We start from the raw sequence: 23,337 nt of genomic DNA on the forward strand, positions 1-23,337 counted from the left end.
CCGCACAGTGCGTACTTCAAGATGTCATGGACGTGTCATTGCTGCGCTGGTGGGGTGCACGGTCCTGACCCTCGCCGCCACCACGGCCACCGCGCAGGCCCACCCGCGCGACCCCGCCCGCGGGACCCTTGGCGCCGGTGACGGCTGGGCCTCCTACGGCACCGGCACCACCGGCGGCGCGAGTGCCGCCCCCGAGCACATCTACACCGTCACCGACTGGGCCGGCTTCAAGGCCGCCCTCGCCGACGGCGGCACCGCACCGAAGATCATCAAGGTGAAGGGGACGATCGACGCCGAGGCCGAGGGCTGCGACTCCTTCGCCGCGCCCGGTTACGACTTCGCCCAGTACCTCGCCACCTACGATCCGGCGGTCTGGGGCTACGACCAGAACCTGGACGACGAGCCCGCCGACAGCCCCGAGGGCCTGCGCCGCGTCTCCGCCGCGCGGCAGAACACCGCCATCGAGGCGTACGTCCCCGCCAACACCACCATCGTCGGCGTCGGCAGGGGAGCCGGTTTCAAGGGCGCCGGCCTCCAGATCAAGGCCGTCGACAACGTGATCGTGCGCAACCTGTCCTTCGAGACCCCGCTGGACTGCTTCCCGCAGTGGGACCCCACCGACGGCTCCACCGGCAACTGGAACTCCGAGTACGACAGCGCCGTGCTCTACGGCTCCACCCATGTCTGGCTGGACCACGACACGTTCACCGACGGCGCCCACCCGGACAGTTCGCTGCCCACCTACTACGGCCGTGTCTTCGAGCAGCACGACGGTGAACTCGACATCGTCAAGGGCGCCGACTACGTCACGGCCTCCTGGAACGTCTTCGCCGACCACGACAAGACGATCCTGATCGGCAACAGCGACAGCGCGGCCACCGCCGCCGTCGACCGGGGCCATCTCAAGGTCACGCTCCACCACAACCTGTTCTCCAACCTCGTCGAACGCGCGCCCCGGGTCCGCTTCGGACAGGTCGACTCCTACAACAACCACTTCGTCGCCGGTTCCGGCTACGGCTACAGCTACGGCATCGGCCTGGAGTCCCAACTGGTCGCGGAACACAACGCGTTCACCCTCCCGGCCGGGGTCCCGAACGCGACCGTCCTGAAGAAGTGGTCCGACGCGCCGCTCACCGCCGACGACAACTACGTCAACGGCAGGCGCACCGATCTGATCGCGGCGCACAACGCGGGCGTGCCCGGCGAGATCCTGCGGTCCGGCGCGGGCTGGACACCGACCCTGCGCACGAGCATCGACCCCGTACGGGCCGTGCCGTCCGTCGTGGACCACGGTGCGGGCGCCGGCCGACTGCGCTGACCGCCGCCCGCACCGGCCGGGCGGGGCGGCCCCCACCCGACCCCGCCCCGCCCGGCCGCCGACCTGCCACCAGGAGGACGTACCGCCACCACCCCGGCACCACCCCCACCGCGAAGGAGCACCCGCATGCCCTCGCCCCACCGCCCTCGACCCCGCCTCTCCAGACGGCGGTTCCTCACGGCGGGCGCCGCCACGGGCGCCGCGCTCGCCCTCGCCCCGGTATCCGCCCGGGCGGCCGGCGGCCCCCGCCCGTTCGGCCGGTACGGTTCGCCGGCCGCTCGCCTCACCCCTCGCACGCTCTACGTCGACCAGCGCGGCCGGGGCGACTTCACCACCGTCCAGGCCGCGGTCACCGCCGCCACCACCGCCGGACACACCCTGGTCGTCGCCCCCGGTGTCTACCGCGAGACGGTCAGCGCCGGAGTCGTCGACCCGGCGACCGGCACGCTCTCCGAGGCCGCCTCCGAGATGACCTGGATCGGCGCGAGCGAGCACCCGCGGGACGTCGTCATCGTCTACGACAACGCCAACGGCACCCCGAAACCCGACGGTTCGGGCACCTACGGCACCACCGGCTCGACCACCACGCTGATCCGCACCGACGGGTTCACCGCCCGCTGGATCACCTTCGCCAACGACTGGCTGCGCGCCGACCACCCGGACATCACCGGCACCCAGGCCGTCGCGATCAAGGTGCAGGGCGACCGCTCGGCCTTCTTCGACTGCCGCTTCCTCGGCCACCAGGACACCCTGTACGCCGACTCGTCGGCCCTCGGTGTCTTCGCCCGGCAGTACTACTCCCGCTGCCACATCGAGGGAGACGTCGACTTCGTCTTCGGCCGCGCGACCGCCGTCTACGACCACTGCCACTTCCGCACCCTGGACCGCGCCGACCTGACGGCACCGCCGTACGGCTTCGCCTTCGCGCCCTCGACCGCCCTCGCCGACCCGCGCGGATATCTGGTGACGCACAGCCGCGTCAGCAGTGCGGCCCCGGACGGCTTCTACAAGCTGGCCAGACCCTGGGTGCCCGGCTCGGACCCCACCGCGCGTCCGATGCTCACCGTCCGCGACACGCTGCTCGGCGCCGGGCTCGACGCGGTCGCGCCGTACGCCACCATGTCGGACACCCGTCCCTGGCAGGCGCAGCGTTTCGCCGAGTACCGGAACACCGGACCGGGCGCGGTGGTCACCGTCCCCGAGAACCGGCCCCAACTCACCGCCGGCGAGGCCCGGTCGCACACCCCCGCGGCCTACCTCGGCGACTGGCACCCCTCACCCCGCTCGCTCTGAACCGACGAAAGGACCCGCACGTCATGCGTCGCATCAGAAGCACCCGCGCTCTCCTCACCGCCCTCTCCGTCGTCACCGCCACCGTCGGGCTCGGCCTGTCGGCCACCCCGGCGCACGCCGCGACGGTCGTCGTCGACACGACCGCCGAACTGACCAGCGCCATCTCCGGTGCCACCGCCGGCACCGTCATCCAGGTGCGCGCCGGCACCTACTACCCGACGGCCACCCTCCAGTCCACGACGAACGGCACCTCGTCGAACCCGGTCACGCTGACGGCGTACGGCTCCGAGACGGTCAAGATCGACGGCTCGTCGCTGCCGTCCGGTTCGTGGATCTTCAAGCTGACGGCCGACTACTGGAACGTCTCCAACCTCACCTTCCAGAACTCCCCGGACAGCGCGGTCGTCTGCCAGTCCTGCACCGGCACCAACTGGAACAACGTCAAGACCATCAACGGCGGCGACTCCGGCTTCACGCTCACCGGTGACGGCACCGTCAACAACACGGTCAAGAACCTGGACTCCTACGGCAACTACGACGCCGCGACCCACGGCGAGAACGCGGACGGCGTCGCCATCAAGTTCGGCTCCGGCAGCGGAAACCTCGTCACCGGCGCACGGCTCTACAACAACTCCGACGACGGCATCGACTTCTGGTCCTTCTCCACCCCGGTCACCGTCGAACACACCTGGTCCTTCGGCAACGGCGTCAACCGCTGGTCCGACTCGTCCTTCGCGGGCGACGGCAACGGCTACAAGCTCGGCGGCGACGGCGAGGTCGTCGCCCACGTCATCAACAACTCGGCGGCCTGGGGCAACGCGGGCAACGGCTTCACCGAGAACTCCAACACCGGTGCCCTCGTCATCAACCGCACCACCGCGTACGCCAACGGCAACTGGGGCTACTACTTCGCCACCAGCTCCGCCAAGCTCGGCAAGAACCTCGCGGTGAGCAACGGCAGCGGCTCGGTCAGCAAGGGCTCCTCGGTCACCTCGTCCGGCAACAACTGGGACTCGGGCATCTCGACCCCGGCCTTCGTCTCCACGAACGCGGCGACCACGTACAACGCCCGCTCGTCGAGCGGCACCCTGCCGGCGACCACGTTCCTCACCACCGGCAGCTCGACGATCGGGGCGACCATGAACTAGGCGGCCGGCTCCGCGTGTTCGGTCCGTGGCGGTCGCCCGGGAGACCGCGGATTGCGTATCGATCGGATAAAGGTCCTCGCATCCGCGGTGTGATGCGCGTAGACAATCCCTGACCTGGTGCAGTACCCGACAACCAGATCCGGAGATTCCATGCGCAAGTCTCTCAGAGCGGCCGCCATCGGCGCCGCCTGTGTCGTCGCCGGTGGCGCCCTCTACGGCACGGGCGTCGCCACGGCCGGGCAGTCGACGGCCAACTCCACCCACGAGCCCTACAACATAGGGCAGTTGACGAAGGACATCGACGCCTACTACGGCACCACGCTCGACAGCGCCGGTGTGTACCAGGCGTCGGCGACCAGCCCCTACGCCGAGGACCTGGCGCGTGTCGACGCCGCCGCCAGGAAGTACATCGACCAGGCGGCGCGCAAGGACCACCACCGGGGCGAGAAGCCCGCGGTCGTCTTCGACATCGACGACACGCTGCTGCTCAGCCTCGACTACGAGAAGAAGAACAACTACGGCTACAGCTCAGCCTCCTGGGCCGCCTACGTGGCCCAGGCCAACCGGCCGGCCGTCTTCGGCAGCCCCGAGCTGGTGACGTACGCGGCGTCCAAGGGCGTCACGGTCTTCTACAACTCCGGTCTGAGCGAGGCACAGCGCTCCTACGCGGTCGCCAACCTGAAGAAGATCGGCGCCGACGTCAACCTCGACGCCGCCCACATGTTCCTCAAGGACACGGCCAACCCGCCGTCGTACCTGAGCGGTTGCGCCACCGCCGGCGCCTGGACCTGCACCACCGTCCAGTACAAGTCCGGCACCCGCAAGCACATCGAGAGCCTCGGGTACGACATCGTCGCCAACTTCGGCGACCAGTACTCCGACCTCGACGGGGGCTACGCCGACAAGACCTACAAGATCCCCAACCCGACGTACTTCGTCGGCTGATCCCCGTTCGGCGGTTCCGGCCGCGGTCGCGGGACGTGCGGCACGGACGAACGCCCCCGCCGGTCGTCACCGGCGGGGGCGTCCGGCTGCTGACCGAGGGGGGCTCGGGTCAGCAGGTCCGGCACTGCTGGAGACGCCGAAAACGCGCGCGAGGTTGTCTCCCGCCCGAATCTCAGTCGGTGCCGGTGGCCGCGAAGCCGCCGCGCACCGCACGCCGCCGGCCGTCGCCCGTGCCGGCCACCGCCGTGTAGCCGTCGCCCGTGGAGTTCCGGCCGCCCCGGTCGTGGTCGTACTGGGCGGCGAAGACCCACTCGCCGGCCGGCACCGTACGGCCCGCCCTCAACGTCCAGGTGTAGACCAGGAAGCCGTCCCGCTCGGCCACGGTCAGGGTGAAGTCGTCCTCGGGCAGCGTCCGCCAGGCGCCGGTGGAGGAGACCCCGCCGGTCTCCCTGATCTTCAACCGCACGGTGAGCGCGGTCAGTTGCGTGCTGTTCCGCAGCGTCACGTCGCTCTGGCCCCAGAAGTCGTTGGTGCCCGGGTCGACCGCGCCGTCCGACCACAGCGGGCCGTCCTGGGCGCCGGTGGCGGCCGGCGACGCGGCGGCGGAGGCCGGGCCGGTCACGCGCGGAGCCGAGGAGGCGCCGGTCGCGGGGGCGGAGGAGCGGGGGCCGCCCGTACCGGGACGCGGCTCCGCCGGCCGCGCCGGGGCACGGCTCGTCGCGTCCGGCGAGGGACCGGTGGCCGCCGGGACGGAGACGGTCCGCTCCGCGGGGGCGTCGCTCCGCACCGCCGACGCCACCGCGTAGCCGCCGAGCGCGAGGATGGCCGCCGCCCCGGCCGTCGCGCCGACCACCCGCACCCAGCCCCACACCGGTCCCCGGAGGGCCCGTCGGCCGCTGCCGGACCGGGGCGCGGCCATCCCGCGCTCGACCCGGGCGAGGATCCGTGCCCGGTCGGGCTCGTGCGTCCCGGCCGCCTCGCGCAGCCGGGCGCGCAGCTCGTCGTGCGCGTACCGGCTCATCGGTTCCGCCCTCCGCTCCCGGCGCCGCGCGCCATCGCCGCGTGCACCCTGCGCGGGACGTCCCGGCTGCCCAGCGACCGCTGGAGTTCGGCCATGCCCTTCGACGTCTGGCTCTTCACCGTACCGACGGAGATGCCGAGGGCGAGCGCGGTGTCCTTCTCCGACAGGTCGAAGGCGTGCCGCAGCACCACGCAGGCCCGTTTGCGGAACGGCAGTCCGCGCAGCGCCCGTTGGACGTCGACCACACCCGCCACATCGGGATTCTCGGTCCTCTCCTCGCGCTGCGACCAGAACAGCGCGATCCGCCGGCGCTCGCGCACCGCGCCGCGGATCCGGGTGCGGGCCAGATTGGCGACCACCCCGCGCGCGTAGGCCACCGGATGGTCGGCCGCGCGCACCCGGTCCCAGCGGTGCCACAGCGCCAGCAGGGCGTCCGCCGCGAGATCGTCGGCCGCGTCCGCCTCACCGGTCAACAGCTGGGCCAGGCGCGACAGTTCGGCGTAGTGCCGCTCGAAGAAGGCGCGGAACTCGGCGGCGGCGTCGTCGTCGACGGTGCCCACGGGCGACCTCTCCTCGCTGGGCCGGCGGCTGTGCGTGTCAGGCAAGTGACTGGTGATCGTCCGCAGTTGTCCGGGTCGGGATCCGGAAGCGTAGCAGCGAAGCCCCAGGTGACCTGTACAGACTACCGAACGGCGTGCGGCGGGCCGACCGCGATTCCGTAACACGGTGAAAACCTGAAACCGGTGCGACAAGGGAACAATCCAGCCAGCATCCGCGCACCGATCACTGAGGCGACGAGGAGTACCCGCATGTCCGACACCAAGACGGCGGCCGAGCGGCCGTCCGCCGTACCACCGGCGGCAGGCACCGTTGACCGGTTCTTCCGGATCTCCGAACGGGGGTCCACCTTCGGCCGCGAGATACGCGGCGGCTTCGCCACCTTCTTCACGATGGCCTACATCCTCGTCCTGAACCCGATCATCCTCGGCAGCGCCAAGGACAAGTTCGGCCACACCCTCGACACCGGCCAACTGGTCACCGCCACCGCCCTGGTGGCCTGCGTGATGACGGTCATCATGGGCGTCGGCGGCAACCTGCCGCTCGCCATCGCGGCCGGCCTCGGCCTCAACGCCGTCGTCGCCTTTCAGCTGGCGCCGCTGATGAGCTGGCCCGACGCCATGGGGCTCGTCGTCATCGAGGGCGTCCTGATCTGTGTGCTGGTCCTCACCGGGCTGCGCGAGGCGATCATGAACGCGATCCCGCACCAGCTCAAGCAGGCGATCGGCGTCGGCATCGGGCTCTTCATCGCGTTCATCGGCTTCGTCGACGCCGGCTTCGTCAGCCGGATCCCGGACGCCGCCGAGACCACGGTGCCGGTCCAGCTCGGCGCCGTGGGCCGGCTGACCGGCTGGCCCGTCCTCGTCTTCTGTCTCGGTGTGCTGCTGACCATCGCGCTCGTCGCCCGCAAGGTGAAGGGCGCCATCCTGATCAGCATCGTGTCCATGACCGTCCTCGCGATCGTCATCGACTCGGTCGCGGACATCAAGAGTTGGGGGCTGATGACGCCCAAGGTGCCGGACGAGGTGGTGGCGGCGCCCGACTTCGGGCTCATCGGTCACTTCAGCCTCTTCGGCGCCTTCGGGCAGACCAGCGCGATCACCGTGATCCTGCTGATCTTCACGCTGATCCTGTCGGACTTCTTCGACGCCATGGGCACCATCGTCGGCATCAGCGCCGAGGCCGGACTGCTCGACGAGAACGGGCAGGTACCGCGGATCGGCCGGGTCCTGTTCATCGACGGCGCCGCGGCGGTCGCCGGCGGCCTCGGCTCCGCCTCGTCCAACACCGCCTACATCGAGTCGGCGGCCGGTGTCGGCGAGGGCTCGCGCACCGGTTTCTCCAACCTGGTCACCGGCGGCCTCTTCGGCCTCGCGCTCTTCCTCACCCCGGTGCTGACGATCGTCCCGTTGCAGGCCGCCGCGCCGGCGCTGATCGCGGTCGGCTTCCTGATGATGACCCACGTCAAGCACATCGACTGGGACAGATACGAGATCGCCGTACCGGCCTTCCTGACCATCGCCGCCATGCCGTTCACGTACTCGATCACCGACGGCATCGGCGCGGGCTTCATCTCCTACGTCGTCATCAAGTCCGTCCTCGGCAAGGCGAAGGAGGTCAACTGGCTGCTGTGGGGCGTCTCGGCGCTCTTCCTGGTGTACTTCGCGATCGACCCCGTCGAGCAGCTGCTGGGCGTGCGCTGAGGCGGGGCCCCGGCGGCCGGGCGCGCTCTCCGGGCGCCCGGCCGCCGGGGCCCTCGTCCGCCCCCTCGGCCGGCCGGCTAACTCTTCAGCGCCGCCTTCATCATCGCCCTGGCGACCGGGGCCGCCAGGCCGTTGCCGCTGACCTCCGACCGGGCCGCGTCCGACTGCTCGACCATGACCGCCACGGCGACCTGCTCGCCCGTCGAGTCGGACGTCCCGTACGAGGTGAACCAGGCGTACGGCGTCTTGCTGTTGTTCTCGCCGTGCTGGGCCGTGCCCGTCTTGCCGCCCACCGTCACGCCGTTGACCCTGGCGTTCGTGCCGGTGCCCCGCTCGATCACCGTCCGCATCGCCGACCGCAGCTGCGCGGCCGTGCGGGCGCTGACGACCCGCTTGGTGGTGGCGGAGTCGTCGTAGTTCCTCAGGACGTCGCCGCCGCTGTCGGTGGTCTCCGCCACCATGTGCGGCGAGACCAGCTCACCGCCGTTCGCCAACGCCGCCGACACCATGGCCATCTGCAACGGGGTGGCGGTCACGTCGTACTGGCCGATACCGGTGAGCGCCGTGGAGGACTTGTCCATGTCCGACGGGTACACGCTGGGATACGCACGCACCGGAACATCGAGCGCGCTGTCGTTGAAGCCGAACTTCTCGGCCATCGCCTTCACCTTGTCCTGGCCCAGTTCCACGGCGATCTTCGCGAAGACGGTGTTGCACGAGTACTGGAGCGCGACCCGGATCGAGGCGTTCACGCAGGGCGCGGAGGCGCTCTCGTTCCGCAGCGGCGTGGTCGTGCCCGGCAGGACGTACGGCGAGGGGCTGTCCGTCTTCTCGTCCACCGAGGAGTACAGCCCGTCCTCCAGCGCGGCCGACGCCACGACCAGCTTGAAGGTGGACCCCGGCGGCAGCGGCTGGCGCAACGCCCGGTTGGTGAGCGGCTTGTCGGGGTCGGCGTTGAGCTTCTTCCAGGCCGACCCGGCGGTGTCGGCGTCGGTCAGCGACGACGGGTCGTACGACGGGGTCGACACGATCGCGAGGATTCTGCCGGTCTTCGGGTCGATCGCGACGGCCGCGCCCTTCTTGTCGCCGAGCGCGCCGTACGCCGCCTTCTGAACGGCCGGGTCGATCGTCGTGACCACGTCGCCCGGGGCGGCCCGCTCGCCGGTGACCGTGTCCATCACGGTCCTCAGACCGCTGTCCGTGCCGTCGAGCAGGTTCGTGTAGATGCCCTCCAGCTGGGTCGGCGCGTAACTCTGCGAGGCGAATCCCGTCACCGCCGCGTAGAGCTTGCCGTCCGTGTAGGTGCGTCTGTACGCGAGATCGCTGCCCGACGTCCGGGCCGAGCCGGTGATCGCGTCACCGGCCACGACGATGTTCCCGAGCGGGTCCGCGTAGGTCGCGATCGCGTTGCGCCGGTTGTCCTTGTCGTCCGCGAGCGCCTGGCCGTCGTAGAACTGGACCCAGGTCGCCCGCAGCAGCAGAGCGAACACCAGGAACAGCGTGAAGACGGAAGCGCGCCTGATCGTCTTGTTCATCCCGCACGGAGGACGAGCGGGACGGACCGAATCGTTCCCGTCCGGGACATTTCTCATCGGCCGTTCAGAGAAGCGGCGGCTGCCGGCCGGCGCTCACGAGGCCAGCGTCATCACCAGCTCGTCGATCTCCGCGCCCCGGGCGTCGGCGTACCCCGTGGCGTACGCGCTGACCCGGAACCCGCACTTCTCCAGCACCCGGCGCGAGGCCGCGTTGTCGGCCGCCGCCCGTGCGTACAGGGGACGTTCGGGCGACTCGGCCAGCAGGCTCAGCAGCGCGGCCGTCGCGATCCCCCGGCCCCAGTACGCCCGGTCGATCCAGTACGTCACCTCGCGCTCGCCCGGCTCGCCGTACACCGCCACACTGCCCACCACGTCGCCGTCGAGCAGGACCGTGCGCACCACGGCGGACGAGGCGCGGACGCGTTTCCAGTGGGCGTCGAAGGCGTCCCGGTCGGCGGGGTCCGCCGGGGTGAACGCGGCCATCCGCAAAGACTCGGGGTCGTTCGTCTGCCGGTAGAAGACGGGCAGATCGCTGTCGTGGACGGGGCGGAGCGCGACCTGCATGGTTCAGAGCCTCCGGGTGGCGAGTGTGAGCCGGTCACGGGCGTCGAACAGGGCGTCCTTCACCAGCTGTTCGTGCGCGGGCGTCAGCCGGGCCACCGGCACCGAGCAGCTGATCGCGTCCCGGGCCGGGGTGCGGTACGGGATGGCCACGCCGAAGCAGCGCAGCCCCAGCGTGTTCTCCTCGCGGTCCACGGCGAAGCCCTGCTCACGGACCTGGTGCAGCTCCTCGATGAGCTTCTCGCGGTCCGTGATCGTGTGCTCGGTGAGCGCGGGCAGCGTCTCCGGGAGCATCTTGCGGACCTGCTCGTCGGAACAGGTGCTCAGCAGCGCCTTGCCCAGGGAGGTCGAGTGCGCCGGGAGGCGGCGGCCGACCCGGGTGAAGGGCCGCAGGTAGTGCTGCGACTGCCGGGTGGCCAGGTAGACGACGTTGGTGCCGTCGAGCCGCGCCAGGTGGATGGTCTCGGTGGTGTCGTCGGAGAGCCGGTCCAGCGTCGGCCGGGCCGCCGCGACCACCTCGTCACCGTCGATGTAGGAGGTGCCCACCAGCAGGGCCCGTACGCCGATGCCGTACCGGGTGCCCGTCGCGTCCGTCTCCACCCAGCCCAGCTCCACCAGCGTGCGCAGCAGCATGTAGAGACTGGACTTGGGATAACCGACGGCCTCCTGGACCGCCGCGAGGGAGTGCATACCGGGCCGGCCGGCGAAGTACTCCAGCAGCTCCACCGTCCGCACCGCGGACTTGACCTGCGCCCCGCCGCCTGTCTCGCCTGCCGACATCGCCCGTGACCCCTTCGTTCGACGAGAAGCTTGAGTTATCGTCTCCGATAGATATTCATCATCAGAGACAGCGTTCAGCATATCGAACGACCCTGGTGAATGACCCCGTACTGCGGCATGACATGTGTGGAGGGACCCGCGGTGGCAGCAGCACCAGTCTGGAGTGTCGACCCCCGGAACGGGAAGCAGCGTGAACAGGTCGCGGTGGAGGCCACGGCGCAGGAGGTGGACGAGGCCGTCCGCGCCGCGCATGCCGCGCGCGGTTCCCTCGCCGACCGTACGGTGCGCGCCGCCTTCCTGCGCGGCGCCGCCGACCGGCTCGAAGCCGCCAAGGAACAGCTGGTCGAGGTCGCCGACGCGGAGACCGCGCTGGGCCCCGTCCGGCTCACCGGTGAACTCGCCCGCTCCTGCTACCAGTTGCGGGCCTTCGCGGACATCGTCGACGAGGGTGCCTTCCTCGACGTGGTGATCGACCACCCCGACGACACCGCGACCCCGCCCATCCCCGACCTGCGCCGCTACAAGGTGCCGCTGGGCGTCGTCGCCGTCTACTCGGCCTCCAACTTCCCCTTCGCCTTCTCCGTCCCCGGCGGCGACACGGCGAGCGCGCTGGCCGCCGGCTGCCCGGTCGTCGTCAAGGCCCACCCCGACCACCCCGGCCTCTCCGAGCTGGTCGCCAAGGTGCTGCGCCGGGCCGCCGCCGAGCACGGCGTCCCGGACGGCGTCCTCGGCCTGGTGCACGGCTTCGAGGCCGGCGTCGACCTGGTCAGGCACCCGCTCGTCACGGCGGCCGGGTTCACCGGTTCCGTACGCGGCGGCCGCGCCCTCTTCGACGCGGCGGCGGCGCGGCCCGTCCCGATCCCCTTCCACGGCGAACTGGGCTCCCTCAACCCCGTGCTGGTCACCGAGGCGGCGGCGGCCGAGCGGGCCGAGGCGATCGGCACCGGGCTCGCCGGTTCGATGACGCTGGGCGTCGGGCAGTTCTGTGTGAAGCCCGGACTCGTCCTGGTGCCGTCCGGTGCGGCGGGTGACGGTCTCGTCAAGTCCCTCACCGACGCCGTCAGCGACACCGACTCCGGTGTCCTCCTCGACCACCGCATGCGCGACAACTTCCTCGCCGGTGTCACCGAGCGGACCGAACTGCCGGGCGTGGACTCGCCGGTGACCCCGGGCGCCGGCGGCGAGCACACGGTGAGTCCCGGCTTCCTGACGGTGGCCGCCGAGAAGCTCGCGGCGCAGGGCGCGTACGACCTGCTGCTGGAGGAGTGCTTCGGGCCGGTCACCGTCGTGGCCCGTTACGAGGACGACGCACAGGCGCACGCCGTGCTGTCGCGGCTGCCGGGCAACCTGACCGCGACGGTGCATCTGTCGGCGGAGGAGTCGGCGGGGCAGGGCCGGGGCGCGGAGATCCTGGCCGAACTGACGCCGCTCGCCGGCCGGGTGCTCGTCAACGGCTGGCCCACCGGGGTCGCCGTCGCGCCCGCGCAGCACCACGGCGGGCCGTACCCGGCGACCACGTCCACCTCGACCTCCGTCGGCGGTACCGCCATCGAGCGCTGGCTGCGGCCCGTCGCCTACCAGAACACCCCTGAGGCGCTGCTGCCGTTGGAGCTCCGGGACGACAACCCGCTCGGCCTGCCGCGGCGTTACGACGGTCACCTGGAGCGGTAGCGCGCGCCGGGGTGCGCGGGGTCCGTCCGACGGCCGGACCCCGGCGTCCGCCGACCGGCCTGGAACAATGGGCGGATGGACTTGGAACTCGCCCAACTGCCCTTCCCCCTGCGCACCTACGGCCCCGACGGGCACTGGTCCTACGACGAGGGGATGCTCTCCGGATGGGCCGGGCCCCGGCAGGACCGGTTCGTCCCGCCCACCGGGGAGGCGCTCGACCCCGCCTCGGACGCCCCCCGGCTGCTCGGGGCGCCGGAGGGCGACTTCCAGCTGATAGCCCGGGTCACCGTCGGGTTCGCCGGGTCCTTCGACGCCGGTGTGCTCTACGTCCATGTCGGCGAGCGGGCCTGGGCGAAGCTCTGCCTGGAGTACTCGCCGGATGTGCCGACCGTGTGCACGGTGGTCACCCGGGGACACTCCGACGACGCCAACTCCTTCACCGTGGAAGGCAGTTCGGTCTGGCTGCGGGTCAGCCGGACCGGGCGCTCGTTCGCCTTCCACGCCTCCCGTGACGGACAGCGGTGGATCTTCGTCCGGCTCTTCACCCTGGGCGGCGAGAAGGAGACGGGGGACGCCCTCGTCGGCTTCATGACCCAGTCGCCGATGGGGGAGGGCTGTGTCGTGACGTTCGACCACATCGAGTTCAGGCCCAGCTGGCCGGTCGATCTGCGGGACGGCCGCTGAGCGCCCGGAACCACGGCGGCGCCGGAGCTCGTCCTCCGCCCCGTGATCAGTGAACGAGTGACCGGCGGCCGGGTGATCCGTACCGCCCTGCCCGCCGAGGCGGAGGCCGTGACCGACCTGCACGCACGGGCCCGGGCCACCTACTACCCCGACGGGTTCCCGGACGACGGCACCGACTGGCTCGATGCCTGGAGCAGCGCCCTCGCCCGGCCGGACGGACAGGTGCTGTGCGCCGTAGAACAGGGGCGCCTCGTCGCCATCGCCTCCTTCCGGGTCCCCGAGGAGACCGGCCGGGACACGGTCAAGCTCTTCCAGTTCCACGTCGACCCCGGTCACTGGCGGTCCGGGATCGGTACGGCCCTGCACGCCGCCTGCGTCGAGCAGTGGCGCGCCGACAGCCGGCGCACCGCCGTACTCGACGTCCACGCCGGCAACGACCGGGCCCGCGCCTTCTACGCCCGGCAGGGGTGGCTCGCGGAGCCGTCCGACGGCGGTCACCATCTGCGCCTGCGCCTGGACGTGTCCGGCGGCTCCCGGCGGCGAGCGGAATGAAAGCCGCCGCTCGAACGTTCCTCCAGGCGCCGGAGGGAGTCTCCGTGCCCGCACGACCTGGAGAGAGCCGAAGACATGCGCGTCGAGATCTGGTCGGACATCGCCTGCCCCTGGTGCTACGTCGGCAAGGCCCGCTTCGAGAAGGCGCTGGCCGCGTTCCCGCACCGTGAGCAGGTCGAGGTCGTGCACCGGTCCTTCGAGCTGGACCCGGGCCGCGCCAAGGGCGACACCCAGCCCGTGCTCACGATGCTGAGCAAGAAGTACGGCATGAGCGAGGCGCAGGCGCGGGCCGGCGAGGAGAACCTGGGCGCGCAGGCCGCCGCCGAGGGCCTGGAGTACCGCACCAGCGGCCGGGACCACGGCAACACCTTCGACATGCACCGGCTGCTCCACCTCGCGAAGGAGCGGGGCCGCCAGGACGAGCTGATCCAGGCGCTGTACCGGGCGAACTTCGCCGAGGAGCGGTCCGCCTTCGACGGCGACGAGCGGCTCGTGGAGCTGGCCGCCGGCGCCGGACTCGACGCCGACGAGGCCCGTGCGGTGCTCGCCGACCCGGCGGCCTACGCCGACGAGGTCCGCGCCGACGAGCGCGAGGCCGCCGAACTCGGCGCCAACGGCGTCCCCTTCTTCGTCCTCGACCGCGCCTACGGCGTCTCCGGCGCCCAGCCCGCCGACGTCTTCGCCCAGGCCCTCACCCAGGCGTGGGGCGAGCGCTCCCCGCTCCGGCTGATCGAGGACAGCGCGGCCGGGGGAGCCGAGGCGTGCGGTCCGGACGGGTGCGCGGTCCCGCGGGGCTGAGAAGCCGCAGGTCGGCGCGGATCCATAAGCGCTCCTTCGGGAATCCCCGCAGAAAGACGCAATGGACGTGGGCAGCCGCGCGCCGCACAGTGGTGCCATGGAGACGTTCGAGAGCCTCGTCGGGGCCGAGTTCGCCCCGAGGAACACCTACCTGAACACCGCGAGCACCGGGCTGCTGCCCGCCCGCACGGTGACCGCGCTGCGGACCGCCGTGGAGGCGGCCGCCGTCGGTACACCGACCGACATGTTCGACGACGTCGAGGCGGCCCGGGCCTCCTTCGCCCGGCTGACCGGGGTGTCCGGCCGCCGGGTGGCGGCCGGGGCCTCGGTCGCCGTGTACAGCGGACTGATCGCCGCCGCCCTGCCCCCGGGCGCCGAAGTCCTCACCGCCGAAGGCGACTTCAGCTCCGTGGTGAACCCCTTCCACGTCCGCGGCGACCTCAAGGTGCGCACCGTCCCGCTGGAGCGGATCGCCGAGTCGGTACGGCCGGGCACCGCGCTCGTCGCGGTCAGCGCCGCCCAGTCCGCCGACGGCCGGGTCACCGATCTGCCCGCGCTGCGCGCCGCCGCGCGCGAACACGGCGCCCGCACCTACCTCGACGCCTCCCAGGCGGCCGGCTGGCTGGACCTGGACGCGGACGCCTACGACTATGTGGCCGCCGTCGCCTTCAAGTGGCTGGTCTGCCCGCGCGGGGTGGCCTTCCTGGTCGTCCCCGAGGACCTCGGCGGCCTCGACCCGCTCTTCGCGGGCTGGGTGGCCGGAGAGCGTCCCTGGGACAGCTGCTACGGCCCGGTCGGTGAACTGGCCCACTCCGCCCGGCGGTTCGACGAGAGCCCCGCGCTCTTCTCCTACGCCGGTGCCCGCCACTCCCTCGCCCTGCTGGAGGAGTTGGGCCTGCCCGCCGTACGCGCCCACGACCTGGCACTCGCCGACCGGTTCCGCGACGGCCTGGACCGCCTCGGCCACCGGCCGGTCCCGGCGCCCGGCTCGCCGATCGTGTCGGTGCCCGGACTCGGCCGCAGACAGGGCGAGTTGAGCGCGGCCGGAGTGGAGGTCTCCGACCGGGCGGGCAACCTCCGGGCGGCCTTCCACCTCTACAACACGCCCGCGGACGTGGACCGGTTGCTCGACGTGCTCTCCGGCTGAGCCCGTCACCTCAGCGCGGTCGCCACGCCTCCGCCACGGCCGACCGGGCCCCCTCCGGGTCCACCGTCAGCCCCGCGGCGGCGAGCGCTCCGCCCAGCGCGGCCAGGGCGCCCTGAACGGCTTCGGCCGTCGCGTCGGGGCCGTAGTGGTTGACCCGGATCATCTCCCGGGCGAGCGCGCCGCCGCCCGCGGCGAGCGGGAGGCCGGGGTCGGCGGCGAGGGCGTGGGCCACCAGGTCCGACGCGACGACGCCGGACGGCGTCCTGAGGGTCGTCGCGACCGGTGCCGCGTCCGCCGCGTCGCGGACGTACGGCTCCAGGCCGCCGCCCAGGGCCACCGCCCCGGCCCGGGTCGCCGCGGCGGCCCGCGCGTGCCGCTCCATCACGGCGGCCGGCCCCGCCGCCTCGATCCGCTCGACGCACGCCTCCAGCGCCAGCATCTCCAGCTGGGCCGGCGCGTGCGGCAGCGCCGTGCGGCCGGCGTCGGTCCACCGCTCCTTCCAGTCGAGGAGGGAGAGGTAGGAGCGGCGCGGCGCCCGCGGGTTGGCCGCCATCCGGGCCCAGGCCCGCTCGCTCACCGACACCGCCGACACACCCGCGGGCCCGCCCATCGCCTTCTGCGCCCCGATCACGCACAGGTCGACGCCCCACGCGTCCGGCAGCACCGGCTCCGCCCCGACGGAGGCGACCGCGTCCAGGTAGAACAGCGCGCCCTGCTCCCGTACCGCCTCGCCGATCTCCGCGACCGGGTTGGTGTTGCCGGTCGCCGCCTCCGCGTGGACCAGGGAGACGAAGTCGATCTCCGGGTGCGCGGCGAACGCCTCCCTGATCCGCGCCGCGGTCACCGCCGTGTGGAACGGCACGGCGAGATCGATCACCGTGGCGCCGCACTCCCGCAGCCAGTCGCCGAAGGTCTGCCCGTAGGGGCCGGTGACGACGTTCAGCGCGGTCGTCCCCGGCCCGGCGGTCGACCGGATCGCGCCCTCAAGCGGCAGCAGCGCCTCGCCCTGCATGATCACGACGGTCTGCCGGGTGGAGAGCAGCCGGGCCACCCGGTCCTCGATGGAGGCGAAGTGGGCGGCGCTCAGCGGGGCGAGGTCGAGGAAGGGGTGGGTCACGGCGGTGCTCTTTCGCTCGCGGGGGCCGGCGGGAAACGCGGGATCGACGGAGACGAGGGTATCCGGCGGGCCCGAGCCCCCCGCGACCGGCGGCTTTTCACCCGGACGGCCCCCGCGCACCGGTTCGGGGCGAGCGCCCGCGCGAGCCCCTCCGGATAATCGGAATCCACCGTTCCGTCTCAGGAGGCGCTCCGTGAACACGCTCCCCGGCCGCCGGGCCCGCACCCTGGCCGCCACCACCGCGACGGCCGCGCTCGTCCTCCTGGCCGGCTGCACGTCGAGCGGCAGCGGCGGAAGCGGTTCGAAGACCGCCGCCGGTGGCGTCGAACTGGTCAAGGCCGGCCGGCTCACCACCTGCACCCACCTGCCCTACCCGCCCTTCCAGTCGGAGATCGACGGCAAGGTGCAGGGCTTCGACGTCTCCCTGATCGACCTGGCCGCCAAGGACCTCGGCGTGAAACAGCAGATCCTGGACACGCCGTTCGAGAACTTCAAGACCGGCGCGTTCCTCAACTCGGGCGAGTGCGACCTGGCCGCCGCCGGCATGACCATCACCGCCGAACGGAAGAAGAACGTCGACTTCTCCGACCCCTACTTCGACGCCACCCAGGCCGTTCTGGTCGACCGCAAGAGCGGCCTGACCTCCCTCGCGGACGTGAAGTCCAAGGGCCGCAAACTCGGCGCCCAGGCGCAGACCACCGGCGAGGACTACGTCAAGAAGCAGGGCTTCGACCCCGTCTCCTTCGAGTCCTCGGACGCCGTCCTCAACGGCCTGCGCACCGGCCAGGTCCAGGCCGTCGTCATCGACTACCCGGTCGTCCAGGGCTGGCTCAAGAACAAGGCCAACGCCGCCGCCTTCAAGGTCGTCGGCAACCTCAACACCGGGGAGCAGTACGGCTTCACGGTGAAGAAGGGCAACGCCAAGCTCCTCGCGGCCGTCAACAAGGCGATCCGGGACGCCAAGGCCGACGGCACGTACAAGAAGCTCTACGAGCAGTGGATCGGCCCCTATCAGCCCTCGGCCGCCTCTCCGTCGGCCTCATGACCGACGGCCCGGCCGACACCCAACTCCAACCGCGCAAAAAGGGCCTGACGCGACGTCAGTGGCGCAGGCTCTCGCAGGGGTTGCAGTACGCGCTCTTCGCCGCCGTCGTGATCGCCTTCGCGGTCACGGCCGACTGGGGCCGGCTGAGCAACCAGTTCGCCCAAGGGGCCATCGCCCGCCGGATGTTCCCCGAGGTCATCACCCTCGCGCTCAAGAACACCGTGCTGTACACCCTCTCCGGCTTCGTCTTCGGACTCCTCCTCGGCATGGCCGTCGCCCTGATGCGGCTGTCCTCCGTCGGCCCCTACCGCTGGCTCGCCGGGATCTACATCGAGATCTTCCGCGGTCTGCCCGCCCTGCTGATCTTCATCTTCGTCGGCGTCGCCGTGCCGCTCGCCTTCCCCGGCACCGAGATCATCGGCGGCACCTACGGCAAGGTCGCCCTCGCGCTCGGCCTGGTGTCGGCCGCCTACATGGCGGAGACGATCCGCGCGGGCATCCAGGCGGTGCCCAAGGGGCAGACGGAGGCGGCCCGTTCGCTCGGGTTCTCGCCCGCCCGTGCCATGGTCTCGATCATCGTCCCGCAGGCGTTCCGGATCATCCTGCCGCCGCTCACCAACGAACTCGTCCTGCTCTTCAAGGACTCCTCGCTCGTCCTCTTCCTGGGCGTCACCCTGGAGGAACGTGAACTCTCCAAGTACGGCCGCGACCTGGCCAGTACGACCGCCAACTCCACCCCCATCCTGGTCGCGGGCCTCTGCTACCTCCTGGTGACGATTCCGCTCAGCTTCGTGGTGCGCCGGATGGAGACGAAGACCGGGGAGGCCGTGCGGTGACCGCCCCGCCCGAGATCGAAGTCCGCGGTCTGCGCAAGTCGTTCGGCACCAACGAGGTGCTGCGCGGCATCGACCTGGAGGTCGGCCAGGGCGAGGTGGTGTGCGTCATCGGCCCCTCCGGCTCCGGCAAATCCACCCTGCTGCGCTGCGTGAACCTGCTCGAAGAACCCACCGCGGGACGGGTGTTCGTCGGCGGGACCGAAGTCACCGACGCCGACGTGGACATCGACGCCGTACGCCGTCGGATCGGCATGGTCTTCCAGCAGTTCAACCTCTTCCCGCACCTCTCGGTGACCGGCAACCTCACCCTCCCGCAGCGCCGGGTGCTCGGCCGCGACAAGGCGACCGCCGCCCGGGTGGCCGCCGAGAACCTGCGCCGCGTGGGCCTGTCGGAGAAGGCGTCCGCCTACCCCTCCGCCCTCTCCGGCGGCCAGCAGCAGCGCGTCGCCATCGCCCGCGCCCTCGCCATGGGCCCCGAGGTGATGCTCTTCGACGAGCCGACCTCGGCGCTCGACCCCGAACTCGTGGGGGACGTACTCGCCGTGATGCGGATGCTCGCCGACGAGGGCATGACGATGATGGTCGTCACCCACGAGATGACCTTCGCCCGCGAGGTCGCCGACCGGGTCGTCTTCATGGACGACGGGGTGATCGTCGAGGACGGCACGCCCGGCCAGGTCATCGGCGCCCCGCGCAACGCCCGCACCCGCCACTTCCTCTCCCGCCTCCTCGATCCGGCGGGGGCGGAGGTCGAGGAGGAGCGGCCGGACCCCGCTGGCTAAGGTGCCTGCATGAGCGATCAGCCGGTGCTGCACGTGCGGGGACGGGTCCTCACCGGACCCTCCGAGGACCAGACCCGCGACGAACTGTGGGTCATCGACGGCCGTGTCTCCTACGACCGCCCGGCCGGCGCCCGTGACGTACGCACCGTGGAGGGCTGGGCGCTGCCCGGACTCGTCGACGCCCACTGCCACGTGGGCCTCGGCCCGCACGGCCCGGTCGACGAGGCCACCGCGGAGAAGCAGGCCCTCACCGACCGCGAGGCGGGCACCCTGCTGATCCGCGACGCCGGCTCGCCCTCCGACACCCGCTGGACCGACGCCCGCCCGGACCTCCCGAAGATCATCCGCGCGGGCCGGCACATCGCCCGCACCCGCCGCTACCTCCGTGGCTTCGCCCACGAGATCGAGCCGGCCGAACTGGTCGCCTACGTCGCCCAGGAGGCCCGGCGCGGCGACGGCTGGGTGAAGCTGGTCGGCGACTGGATCGACCGCGACCTCGGTGACCTGTCGGCCTGCTGGCCCCGGGACACGGTGGAGGCGGCGATCGCCGAGGCCCATCGGCTGGGCGCGCGCGTCACGGCACACTGCTTCGGCGAGGACCCGCTGCGCGACCTGGTCGAGGCCGGGATCGACTGTGTCGAGCACGCGACCGGCCTCACCGAGGAGCTGATCCCGCTCTTCGCCGAACGCGGCGTCGCGATCGTCCCCACCCTCGTCAACATCGCCACCTTCCCCGCCCTCGCCGCCGACGGCGAGGCCAAGTTCCCCCGCTGGTCCGCCCACATGCGCCGGCTCCACGCACGCCGCCACGACACGGTCCGCGCCGCCTACGACGCCGGCCTCCAGGTGTTCGTCGGCACCGACGCCGGCGGCACCCTCGCGCACGGCCTGGTCGCCGGAGAGGTCGCGGAACTGGTGACCGCAGGCATCCCGCCCCTCGACGCCCTCTCGGCGACGGCCTGGGCCGCCCGCAGCTGGCTGGGCCGCCCCGGACTGGAGGAGGGAGCACCGGCGGACCTCGTGGTCTACGAGGAGGACCCGCGCGCGGACGTACGGGTGCTGGCGGCACCGCGCCGGGTGGTGCTCAACGGACGCGTCGTGAGCTGAGGGAGCGAGCAGCGCCATCACACCCGTACCCCGCGACACCGGAGCGGCGGCGCCGCTCGTGGCCGCCGGGGGAGTGGTCGGCCTCCCCTGGGGCCTGGGGCCTGGGGCCTGGGGCCTGGGGCCTGCCGGGACTTCGTCGGCCGGAGGTGTGGACGGCCGGGTCAGCGACCCGCGACCGTCACCGCCTGGTCCAGTGCCTGGAGAAAACGGTTCACCGTCCCCCGGTCCCGCACCGCCAGCCGCAGCCACTCCTCGTCGAGTCCCGGAAACGTGTCACCGCGCCGGACCGCGAAGCCGAGGTCGCGCAGATGACGGCGTACGGCCGCGGCCCGGGGCAGCCGGACGAGGACGAACGGCCCCTCGGCCGGCTCCAGCACCCGGAGCCCGTCCGAGGCGAACTCCCGCAAACCCGCGACGAGGTGGGCCCGGTCGGCGGCGACGCGGTGGGCCGCGTGCGCGGCCTCGGCCAGCGCCCGCGGCTCCACACACGCCTCCGCCGCCGCGAGCGCGGGCGTGGAGACCGGCCACAGCGGCTGCGCCCGCGCCAGCTCCGCGACCGTCTCCGGGGCGGCCAGCACGTAGCCGATCCGCAGCCCCGCGAGCCCCCAGGTCTTCGTCAGGCTGCGCAGCACCACGAGACCGGGCACGTCGGTGCGTCCGGCCAGGGCCTCCCGCTCGCCGGGCACCGCGTCCATGAACGCCTCGTCCACCACCAACGTCCGCCCGGGACGGGCGAGTCGGGCGAGTACGGCGGCGGGATGCAGGACCGACGTGGGGTTGGTCGGGTTGCCGACCACCACCAGGTCCGCGTCCTCCGGCACCGCCGCCGGATCGAGCCGGAAACCGTCCTCGGGCCGCAGCAGCACCCGCTCCACGGCATGCCCCGCGTCCCGCAGCGCCGCCTCCGGTTCGGTGAACTGCGGGTGCACCACCACCGGCTGACGGACCGTCAGCGCGCGGGCCAGCAGTACGAACGCCTCGGCGGCGCCCGCCGTCAGCAGCACCCGCTCCACCGCGAGCCCATGTCGCCGCGCCACCGCCGCCCGCGCGGCCCGGCCGTCCGGATAGGCGGCGAGGCCCGCCAGCGACCCGGCGATCCGCTCGCGCAGCCAGGCCGGGGGCGTGTCGGCGCGGACGTTCACGGCCAGGTCGACGAGGGCCGAACCCTCGTCGCGGACCTCGGCGTCACCGTGGTGGCGCAGATCGTGGCCGCCCTCAGTGCGCATGCGCGTGTCCACCGTGATGGTGGTGCCCATGCTGGTGGCCGTGGTCGTGGCCCTCGTCGTCCGGGTGGAAGTGCGGCTGCTGCGGCTGCCCCACCTTGTCCTCGAAGCCGGGCAGCGCGATGCGGTACACGCACGAGTCGCAGTTCATCCGCACCTCGTCCCCCGCGGCCTCCCGGTAGCGCTCCATCACCAGGTCGAGCAGCTCCGGCTCCGGGCCGATGACGTCCGCCGACCGCACCTCGACCTCCGGGTGCGCCGCCGCCCAGCTCTCCGTCTGGTCCCGCACCCGGTCCGGGAGGATGCCGGTGAAGAGGAAGAACGGCAGTACGACGATCCGCCGCGCGCCCAGCTTCACGCACCGGTCCAGACCGCCCGGCACGTCGGGCTCCGCCAGCGACACGAACGCCGTCTCCACGCCCGCGTAGCCGCGCCCCTCCCACAGCAGCCGGGCCGCCTTGTGCACCTCGGCGTTGGCGTCCGGGTCCGTCGAACCGCGCCCCACCAGCAGGACGGTCACCTCCGCCCGCACCCCGGGGGTGCGAGCCGGGTCGCCGAGCGCCTCGTCGAGCCGCCGCTCCAGCACGTTCAGCAGCGCGGGGTGCGGGCCCAGCGGACGCCCGTACGTGTAGCTGATGCCGGGGTGGCGCTCCTTCTCGCGGGCCAGCGCCGCCGGGATGTCGCCCTTGGCGTGCCCGGCCGACACCAGCATCAGCGGGACGGCGGCGAACCGCCGTACCCCCCGCTCCACCAGTTCGGCGACGGCGTCGCCCAGCGGCGGCGGGGACAACTCGATGAAGCCGCCCGCGACGGGCAGTTCGGGGTGGCGTTCCCCCAACTCCCGTACGAAGTCGCGGAACGCCTCGGCCCCGGCCTCGTCCCGGGTGCCGTGGCCGGCGATGAGCAGGGCGGGCGGGGTGGTCACGATGTCTCCTCGGAAGGTGAAGTGGGGTGGTACAGAAGGGCGTTGAGGGCGGCGGCGGCGACCGCCGAGCCGCCCTTCTCGGACACGTTGCTCACCGCGGGCAGTCCGGCGGCGCGCAACGCGGCCTTGGACTCGGCCGCGCCGACGAAGCCGACGGGCAGTCCGATGACGAGCGCGGGGGAGGCGTCCAGGGTCAGCAGCTCCTCCAGGGCGGTCGGCGCGCAGCCGATCACCCACAGCGCGCCGGGACCCACCTGTTCGTAGGCCAGCCGGACGGCGTGCGCCGAACGGGTCAGCCCCGGACCGGAGACGGCGTCCCGGAGCCGGCAGACCGTCTCGCGCCGGGTGATCCCGGCCGCGACCATCTCGACGTCCACGACGACGGGCGCCCCGGCGTGCAGCGCGGTGTGCGCCTTCGCCAACTCGCCCTCGTCCAGGACGAGATCGGACGCGTACTCCAGGTCGGCGGCGGAGTGGACGACCCGCTCCACCACCGCCCGGGTCAGCGGCGGGAAGTGCGAGGTGTCCAGGCGGGCACGGAGCCGCCGGAAGGACTCCTGCTCGATCGGATGAACCACACGGTCCACG

23 protein-coding genes are annotated in these 23,337 nt (G+C 72.2%); 14 read left to right on the forward strand and 9 right to left on the reverse strand.

Annotation, left to right across the window (positions count from 1 at the left end; translation table 11 throughout):
- Positions 1-49 precede the first annotated feature (49 nt).
- From ABZT12_RS20890 to ABZT12_RS20905, 4 genes are all read left to right on the forward strand, one after another.
- Positions 50-1,318 (forward strand): pectate lyase, encoded by a 1,269-nt coding sequence (locus ABZT12_RS20890; RefSeq protein WP_356386395.1) that lies wholly within the window; start codon positions 50-52, stop codon positions 1,316-1,318.
- Positions 1,319-1,444: 126 nt separating this feature from the next.
- On the forward strand, positions 1,445-2,611 hold the full coding sequence (locus ABZT12_RS20895) for a pectinesterase family protein (protein ID WP_356386398.1): 1,167 nt from the start codon (positions 1,445-1,447) through the stop codon (positions 2,609-2,611).
- A gap of 23 nt (positions 2,612-2,634) precedes the next feature.
- On the forward strand, positions 2,635-3,759 hold the full coding sequence (locus tag ABZT12_RS20900) for a chondroitinase-B domain-containing protein (protein ID WP_356386400.1): 1,125 nt from the start codon (positions 2,635-2,637) through the stop codon (positions 3,757-3,759).
- A gap of 150 nt (positions 3,760-3,909) precedes the next feature.
- Positions 3,910-4,704: an HAD family acid phosphatase gene (locus tag ABZT12_RS20905; protein ID WP_356386403.1), complete on the forward strand. Its 795-nt coding sequence runs from the start codon at positions 3,910-3,912 to the stop codon at positions 4,702-4,704.
- Between the two features lie 172 nt (positions 4,705-4,876).
- Here the strand turns inward: ABZT12_RS20905 and ABZT12_RS20910 are convergent, their stop codons facing one another.
- Together ABZT12_RS20910 and ABZT12_RS20915 are read right to left on the reverse strand one after the other, a co-directional pair.
- Positions 4,877-5,725 (reverse strand): hypothetical protein, encoded by an 849-nt coding sequence (locus tag ABZT12_RS20910; RefSeq protein ID WP_356386406.1) that lies wholly within the window; start codon positions 5,723-5,725, stop codon positions 4,877-4,879.
- On the reverse strand, positions 5,722-6,285 hold the full coding sequence (locus ABZT12_RS20915) for a SigE family RNA polymerase sigma factor (RefSeq protein ID WP_356386409.1): 564 nt from the start codon (positions 6,283-6,285) through the stop codon (positions 5,722-5,724). Before ABZT12_RS20915 ends, ABZT12_RS20910 begins: the two co-directional genes overlap by 4 nt.
- A gap of 249 nt (positions 6,286-6,534) precedes the next feature.
- Here ABZT12_RS20915 and ABZT12_RS20920 point away from each other — a divergent pair, with 249 nt between their 5' ends.
- Positions 6,535-7,986, forward strand: a complete 1,452-nt coding sequence (locus ABZT12_RS20920) for an NCS2 family permease (RefSeq protein WP_356386412.1) — start codon at positions 6,535-6,537, stop codon at positions 7,984-7,986.
- Positions 7,987-8,063: 77 nt separating this feature from the next.
- Here ABZT12_RS20920 and ABZT12_RS20925 read toward each other — a convergent pair whose 3' ends face one another.
- The 3 genes from ABZT12_RS20925 to ABZT12_RS20935 all read right to left on the reverse strand — a co-directional run bounded on the left by ABZT12_RS20925 (position 8,064) and on the right by ABZT12_RS20935 (position 10,862).
- A complete protein-coding gene (locus ABZT12_RS20925; protein WP_356386415.1) occupies positions 8,064-9,521 on the reverse strand; it encodes a penicillin-binding transpeptidase domain-containing protein in 1,458 nt (485 codons plus the stop codon).
- Between the two features lie 93 nt (positions 9,522-9,614).
- On the reverse strand, positions 9,615-10,085 hold the full coding sequence (locus ABZT12_RS20930) for a GNAT family N-acetyltransferase (RefSeq protein ID WP_356386418.1): 471 nt from the start codon (positions 10,083-10,085) through the stop codon (positions 9,615-9,617).
- A 3-nt stretch (positions 10,086-10,088) separates the two neighbouring features.
- Positions 10,089-10,862, reverse strand: coding sequence for an IclR family transcriptional regulator (locus ABZT12_RS20935; protein ID WP_356386421.1), 774 nt, complete (start codon positions 10,860-10,862; stop codon positions 10,089-10,091).
- Positions 10,863-11,003: 141 nt separating this feature from the next.
- Here ABZT12_RS20935 and ABZT12_RS20940 point away from each other — a divergent pair, with 141 nt between their 5' ends.
- From ABZT12_RS20940 to ABZT12_RS20960, 5 genes are all read left to right on the forward strand, one after another.
- On the forward strand, positions 11,004-12,533 hold the full coding sequence (locus ABZT12_RS20940) for an aldehyde dehydrogenase (NADP(+)) (protein ID WP_356386424.1): 1,530 nt from the start codon (positions 11,004-11,006) through the stop codon (positions 12,531-12,533).
- A gap of 75 nt (positions 12,534-12,608) precedes the next feature.
- Positions 12,609-13,217 carry a DUF1349 domain-containing protein gene (locus ABZT12_RS20945; protein WP_356386427.1) on the forward strand — a complete coding sequence of 203 codons (609 nt, stop codon included), beginning with the start codon at positions 12,609-12,611 and terminating at the stop codon, positions 13,215-13,217.
- Positions 13,218-13,259: 42 nt separating this feature from the next.
- On the forward strand, positions 13,260-13,769 hold the full coding sequence (locus tag ABZT12_RS20950; RefSeq protein WP_356386430.1) for a GNAT family N-acetyltransferase: 510 nt from the start codon (positions 13,260-13,262) through the stop codon (positions 13,767-13,769).
- A 75-nt stretch (positions 13,770-13,844) separates the two neighbouring features.
- On the forward strand, positions 13,845-14,567 hold the full coding sequence (locus tag ABZT12_RS20955; RefSeq protein ID WP_356386433.1) for a DsbA family oxidoreductase: 723 nt from the start codon (positions 13,845-13,847) through the stop codon (positions 14,565-14,567).
- A gap of 97 nt (positions 14,568-14,664) precedes the next feature.
- Positions 14,665-15,714, forward strand: a complete 1,050-nt coding sequence (locus tag ABZT12_RS20960) for an aminotransferase class V-fold PLP-dependent enzyme (protein WP_356386436.1) — start codon at positions 14,665-14,667, stop codon at positions 15,712-15,714.
- A 10-nt stretch (positions 15,715-15,724) separates the two neighbouring features.
- Here ABZT12_RS20960 and ABZT12_RS20965 read toward each other — a convergent pair whose 3' ends face one another.
- A complete protein-coding gene (locus ABZT12_RS20965; RefSeq protein WP_356386439.1) occupies positions 15,725-16,831 on the reverse strand; it encodes an aminotransferase class V-fold PLP-dependent enzyme in 1,107 nt (368 codons plus the stop codon).
- 193 nt (positions 16,832-17,024) lie between these two features.
- Here ABZT12_RS20965 and ABZT12_RS20970 point away from each other — a divergent pair, with 193 nt between their 5' ends.
- The 4 genes from ABZT12_RS20970 to ABZT12_RS20985 are packed head-to-tail and all read left to right on the forward strand — an operon-like array spanning position 17,025 to position 20,601.
- The gene (locus ABZT12_RS20970) at positions 17,025-17,876 is read left to right on the forward strand and encodes a transporter substrate-binding domain-containing protein (protein ID WP_356386442.1); all 852 of its coding nucleotides are present in this window, start codon (positions 17,025-17,027) and stop codon (positions 17,874-17,876) included.
- Positions 17,873-18,712 (forward strand): amino acid ABC transporter permease, encoded by an 840-nt coding sequence (locus ABZT12_RS20975; RefSeq protein ID WP_356386445.1) that lies wholly within the window; start codon positions 17,873-17,875, stop codon positions 18,710-18,712. Before ABZT12_RS20970 ends, ABZT12_RS20975 begins: the two co-directional genes overlap by 4 nt.
- A complete protein-coding gene (locus ABZT12_RS20980) occupies positions 18,709-19,494 on the forward strand; it encodes an amino acid ABC transporter ATP-binding protein (RefSeq protein WP_356386448.1) in 786 nt (261 codons plus the stop codon). The genes ABZT12_RS20975 and ABZT12_RS20980 overlap by 4 nt, the downstream gene beginning before the upstream one ends.
- A gap of 9 nt (positions 19,495-19,503) precedes the next feature.
- The gene (locus tag ABZT12_RS20985; protein ID WP_356386451.1) at positions 19,504-20,601 is read left to right on the forward strand and encodes an amidohydrolase family protein; all 1,098 of its coding nucleotides are present in this window, start codon (positions 19,504-19,506) and stop codon (positions 20,599-20,601) included.
- Between the two features lie 161 nt (positions 20,602-20,762).
- Here the strand turns inward: ABZT12_RS20985 and cobC are convergent, their stop codons facing one another.
- From cobC to ABZT12_RS21000, 3 genes are read right to left on the reverse strand one after another with little or no spacing between them, the layout of a single operon-like run.
- Positions 20,763-21,827, reverse strand: a complete 1,065-nt coding sequence (cobC, locus tag ABZT12_RS20990; protein ID WP_356386659.1) for an Rv2231c family pyridoxal phosphate-dependent protein CobC — start codon at positions 21,825-21,827, stop codon at positions 20,763-20,765.
- Positions 21,817-22,752: a sirohydrochlorin chelatase gene (locus ABZT12_RS20995; protein WP_356386662.1), complete on the reverse strand. Its 936-nt coding sequence runs from the start codon at positions 22,750-22,752 to the stop codon at positions 21,817-21,819. The genes cobC and ABZT12_RS20995 overlap by 11 nt, the downstream gene beginning before the upstream one ends.
- On the reverse strand, positions 22,746-23,336 hold the full coding sequence (locus ABZT12_RS21000) for a precorrin-8X methylmutase (RefSeq protein ID WP_356386666.1): 591 nt from the start codon (positions 23,334-23,336) through the stop codon (positions 22,746-22,748). Before ABZT12_RS21000 ends, ABZT12_RS20995 begins: the two co-directional genes overlap by 7 nt.
- Position 23,337 lies beyond the last annotated feature (1 nt).

Source organism: Streptomyces sp. NPDC005423 (genome assembly GCF_040606415.1).
In the GTDB taxonomy this organism is placed as follows: domain Bacteria; phylum Actinomycetota; class Actinomycetes; order Streptomycetales; family Streptomycetaceae; genus Streptomyces.

Bases quoted from the DNA above. Each gene is read 5' to 3' on its own strand.
- ABZT12_RS20895 (WP_356386398.1), top strand. From the start codon at position 1,445: ATGCCCTCGCCCCACCGCCCTCGACCCCGCCTCTCCAGACGGCGGTTC.
- ABZT12_RS20900 (WP_356386400.1), top strand. From the start codon at position 2,635: ATGCGTCGCATCAGAAGCACCCGCGCTCTCCTCACCGCCCTCTCCGTC.
- ABZT12_RS20905 (WP_356386403.1), top strand. From the start codon at position 3,910: ATGCGCAAGTCTCTCAGAGCGGCCGCCATCGGCGCCGCCTGTGTCGTC.
- ABZT12_RS20910 (WP_356386406.1), bottom strand. From the start codon at position 5,725: ATGAGCCGGTACGCGCACGACGAGCTGCGCGCCCGGCTGCGCGAGGCG.
- ABZT12_RS20920 (WP_356386412.1), top strand. From the start codon at position 6,535: ATGTCCGACACCAAGACGGCGGCCGAGCGGCCGTCCGCCGTACCACCG.
- ABZT12_RS20925 (WP_356386415.1), bottom strand. From the start codon at position 9,521: ATGAACAAGACGATCAGGCGCGCTTCCGTCTTCACGCTGTTCCTGGTG.
- ABZT12_RS20930 (WP_356386418.1), bottom strand. From the start codon at position 10,085: ATGCAGGTCGCGCTCCGCCCCGTCCACGACAGCGATCTGCCCGTCTTC.
- ABZT12_RS20935 (WP_356386421.1), bottom strand. From the start codon at position 10,862: ATGTCGGCAGGCGAGACAGGCGGCGGGGCGCAGGTCAAGTCCGCGGTG.
- ABZT12_RS20945 (WP_356386427.1), top strand. From the start codon at position 12,609: ATGGACTTGGAACTCGCCCAACTGCCCTTCCCCCTGCGCACCTACGGC.
- ABZT12_RS20955 (WP_356386433.1), top strand. From the start codon at position 13,845: ATGCGCGTCGAGATCTGGTCGGACATCGCCTGCCCCTGGTGCTACGTC.
- ABZT12_RS20960 (WP_356386436.1), top strand. From the start codon at position 14,665: ATGGAGACGTTCGAGAGCCTCGTCGGGGCCGAGTTCGCCCCGAGGAAC.
- ABZT12_RS20975 (WP_356386445.1), top strand. From the start codon at position 17,873: ATGACCGACGGCCCGGCCGACACCCAACTCCAACCGCGCAAAAAGGGC.
- ABZT12_RS20985 (WP_356386451.1), top strand. From the start codon at position 19,504: ATGAGCGATCAGCCGGTGCTGCACGTGCGGGGACGGGTCCTCACCGGA.
- cobC (WP_356386659.1), bottom strand. From the start codon at position 21,827: ATGCGCACTGAGGGCGGCCACGATCTGCGCCACCACGGTGACGCCGAG.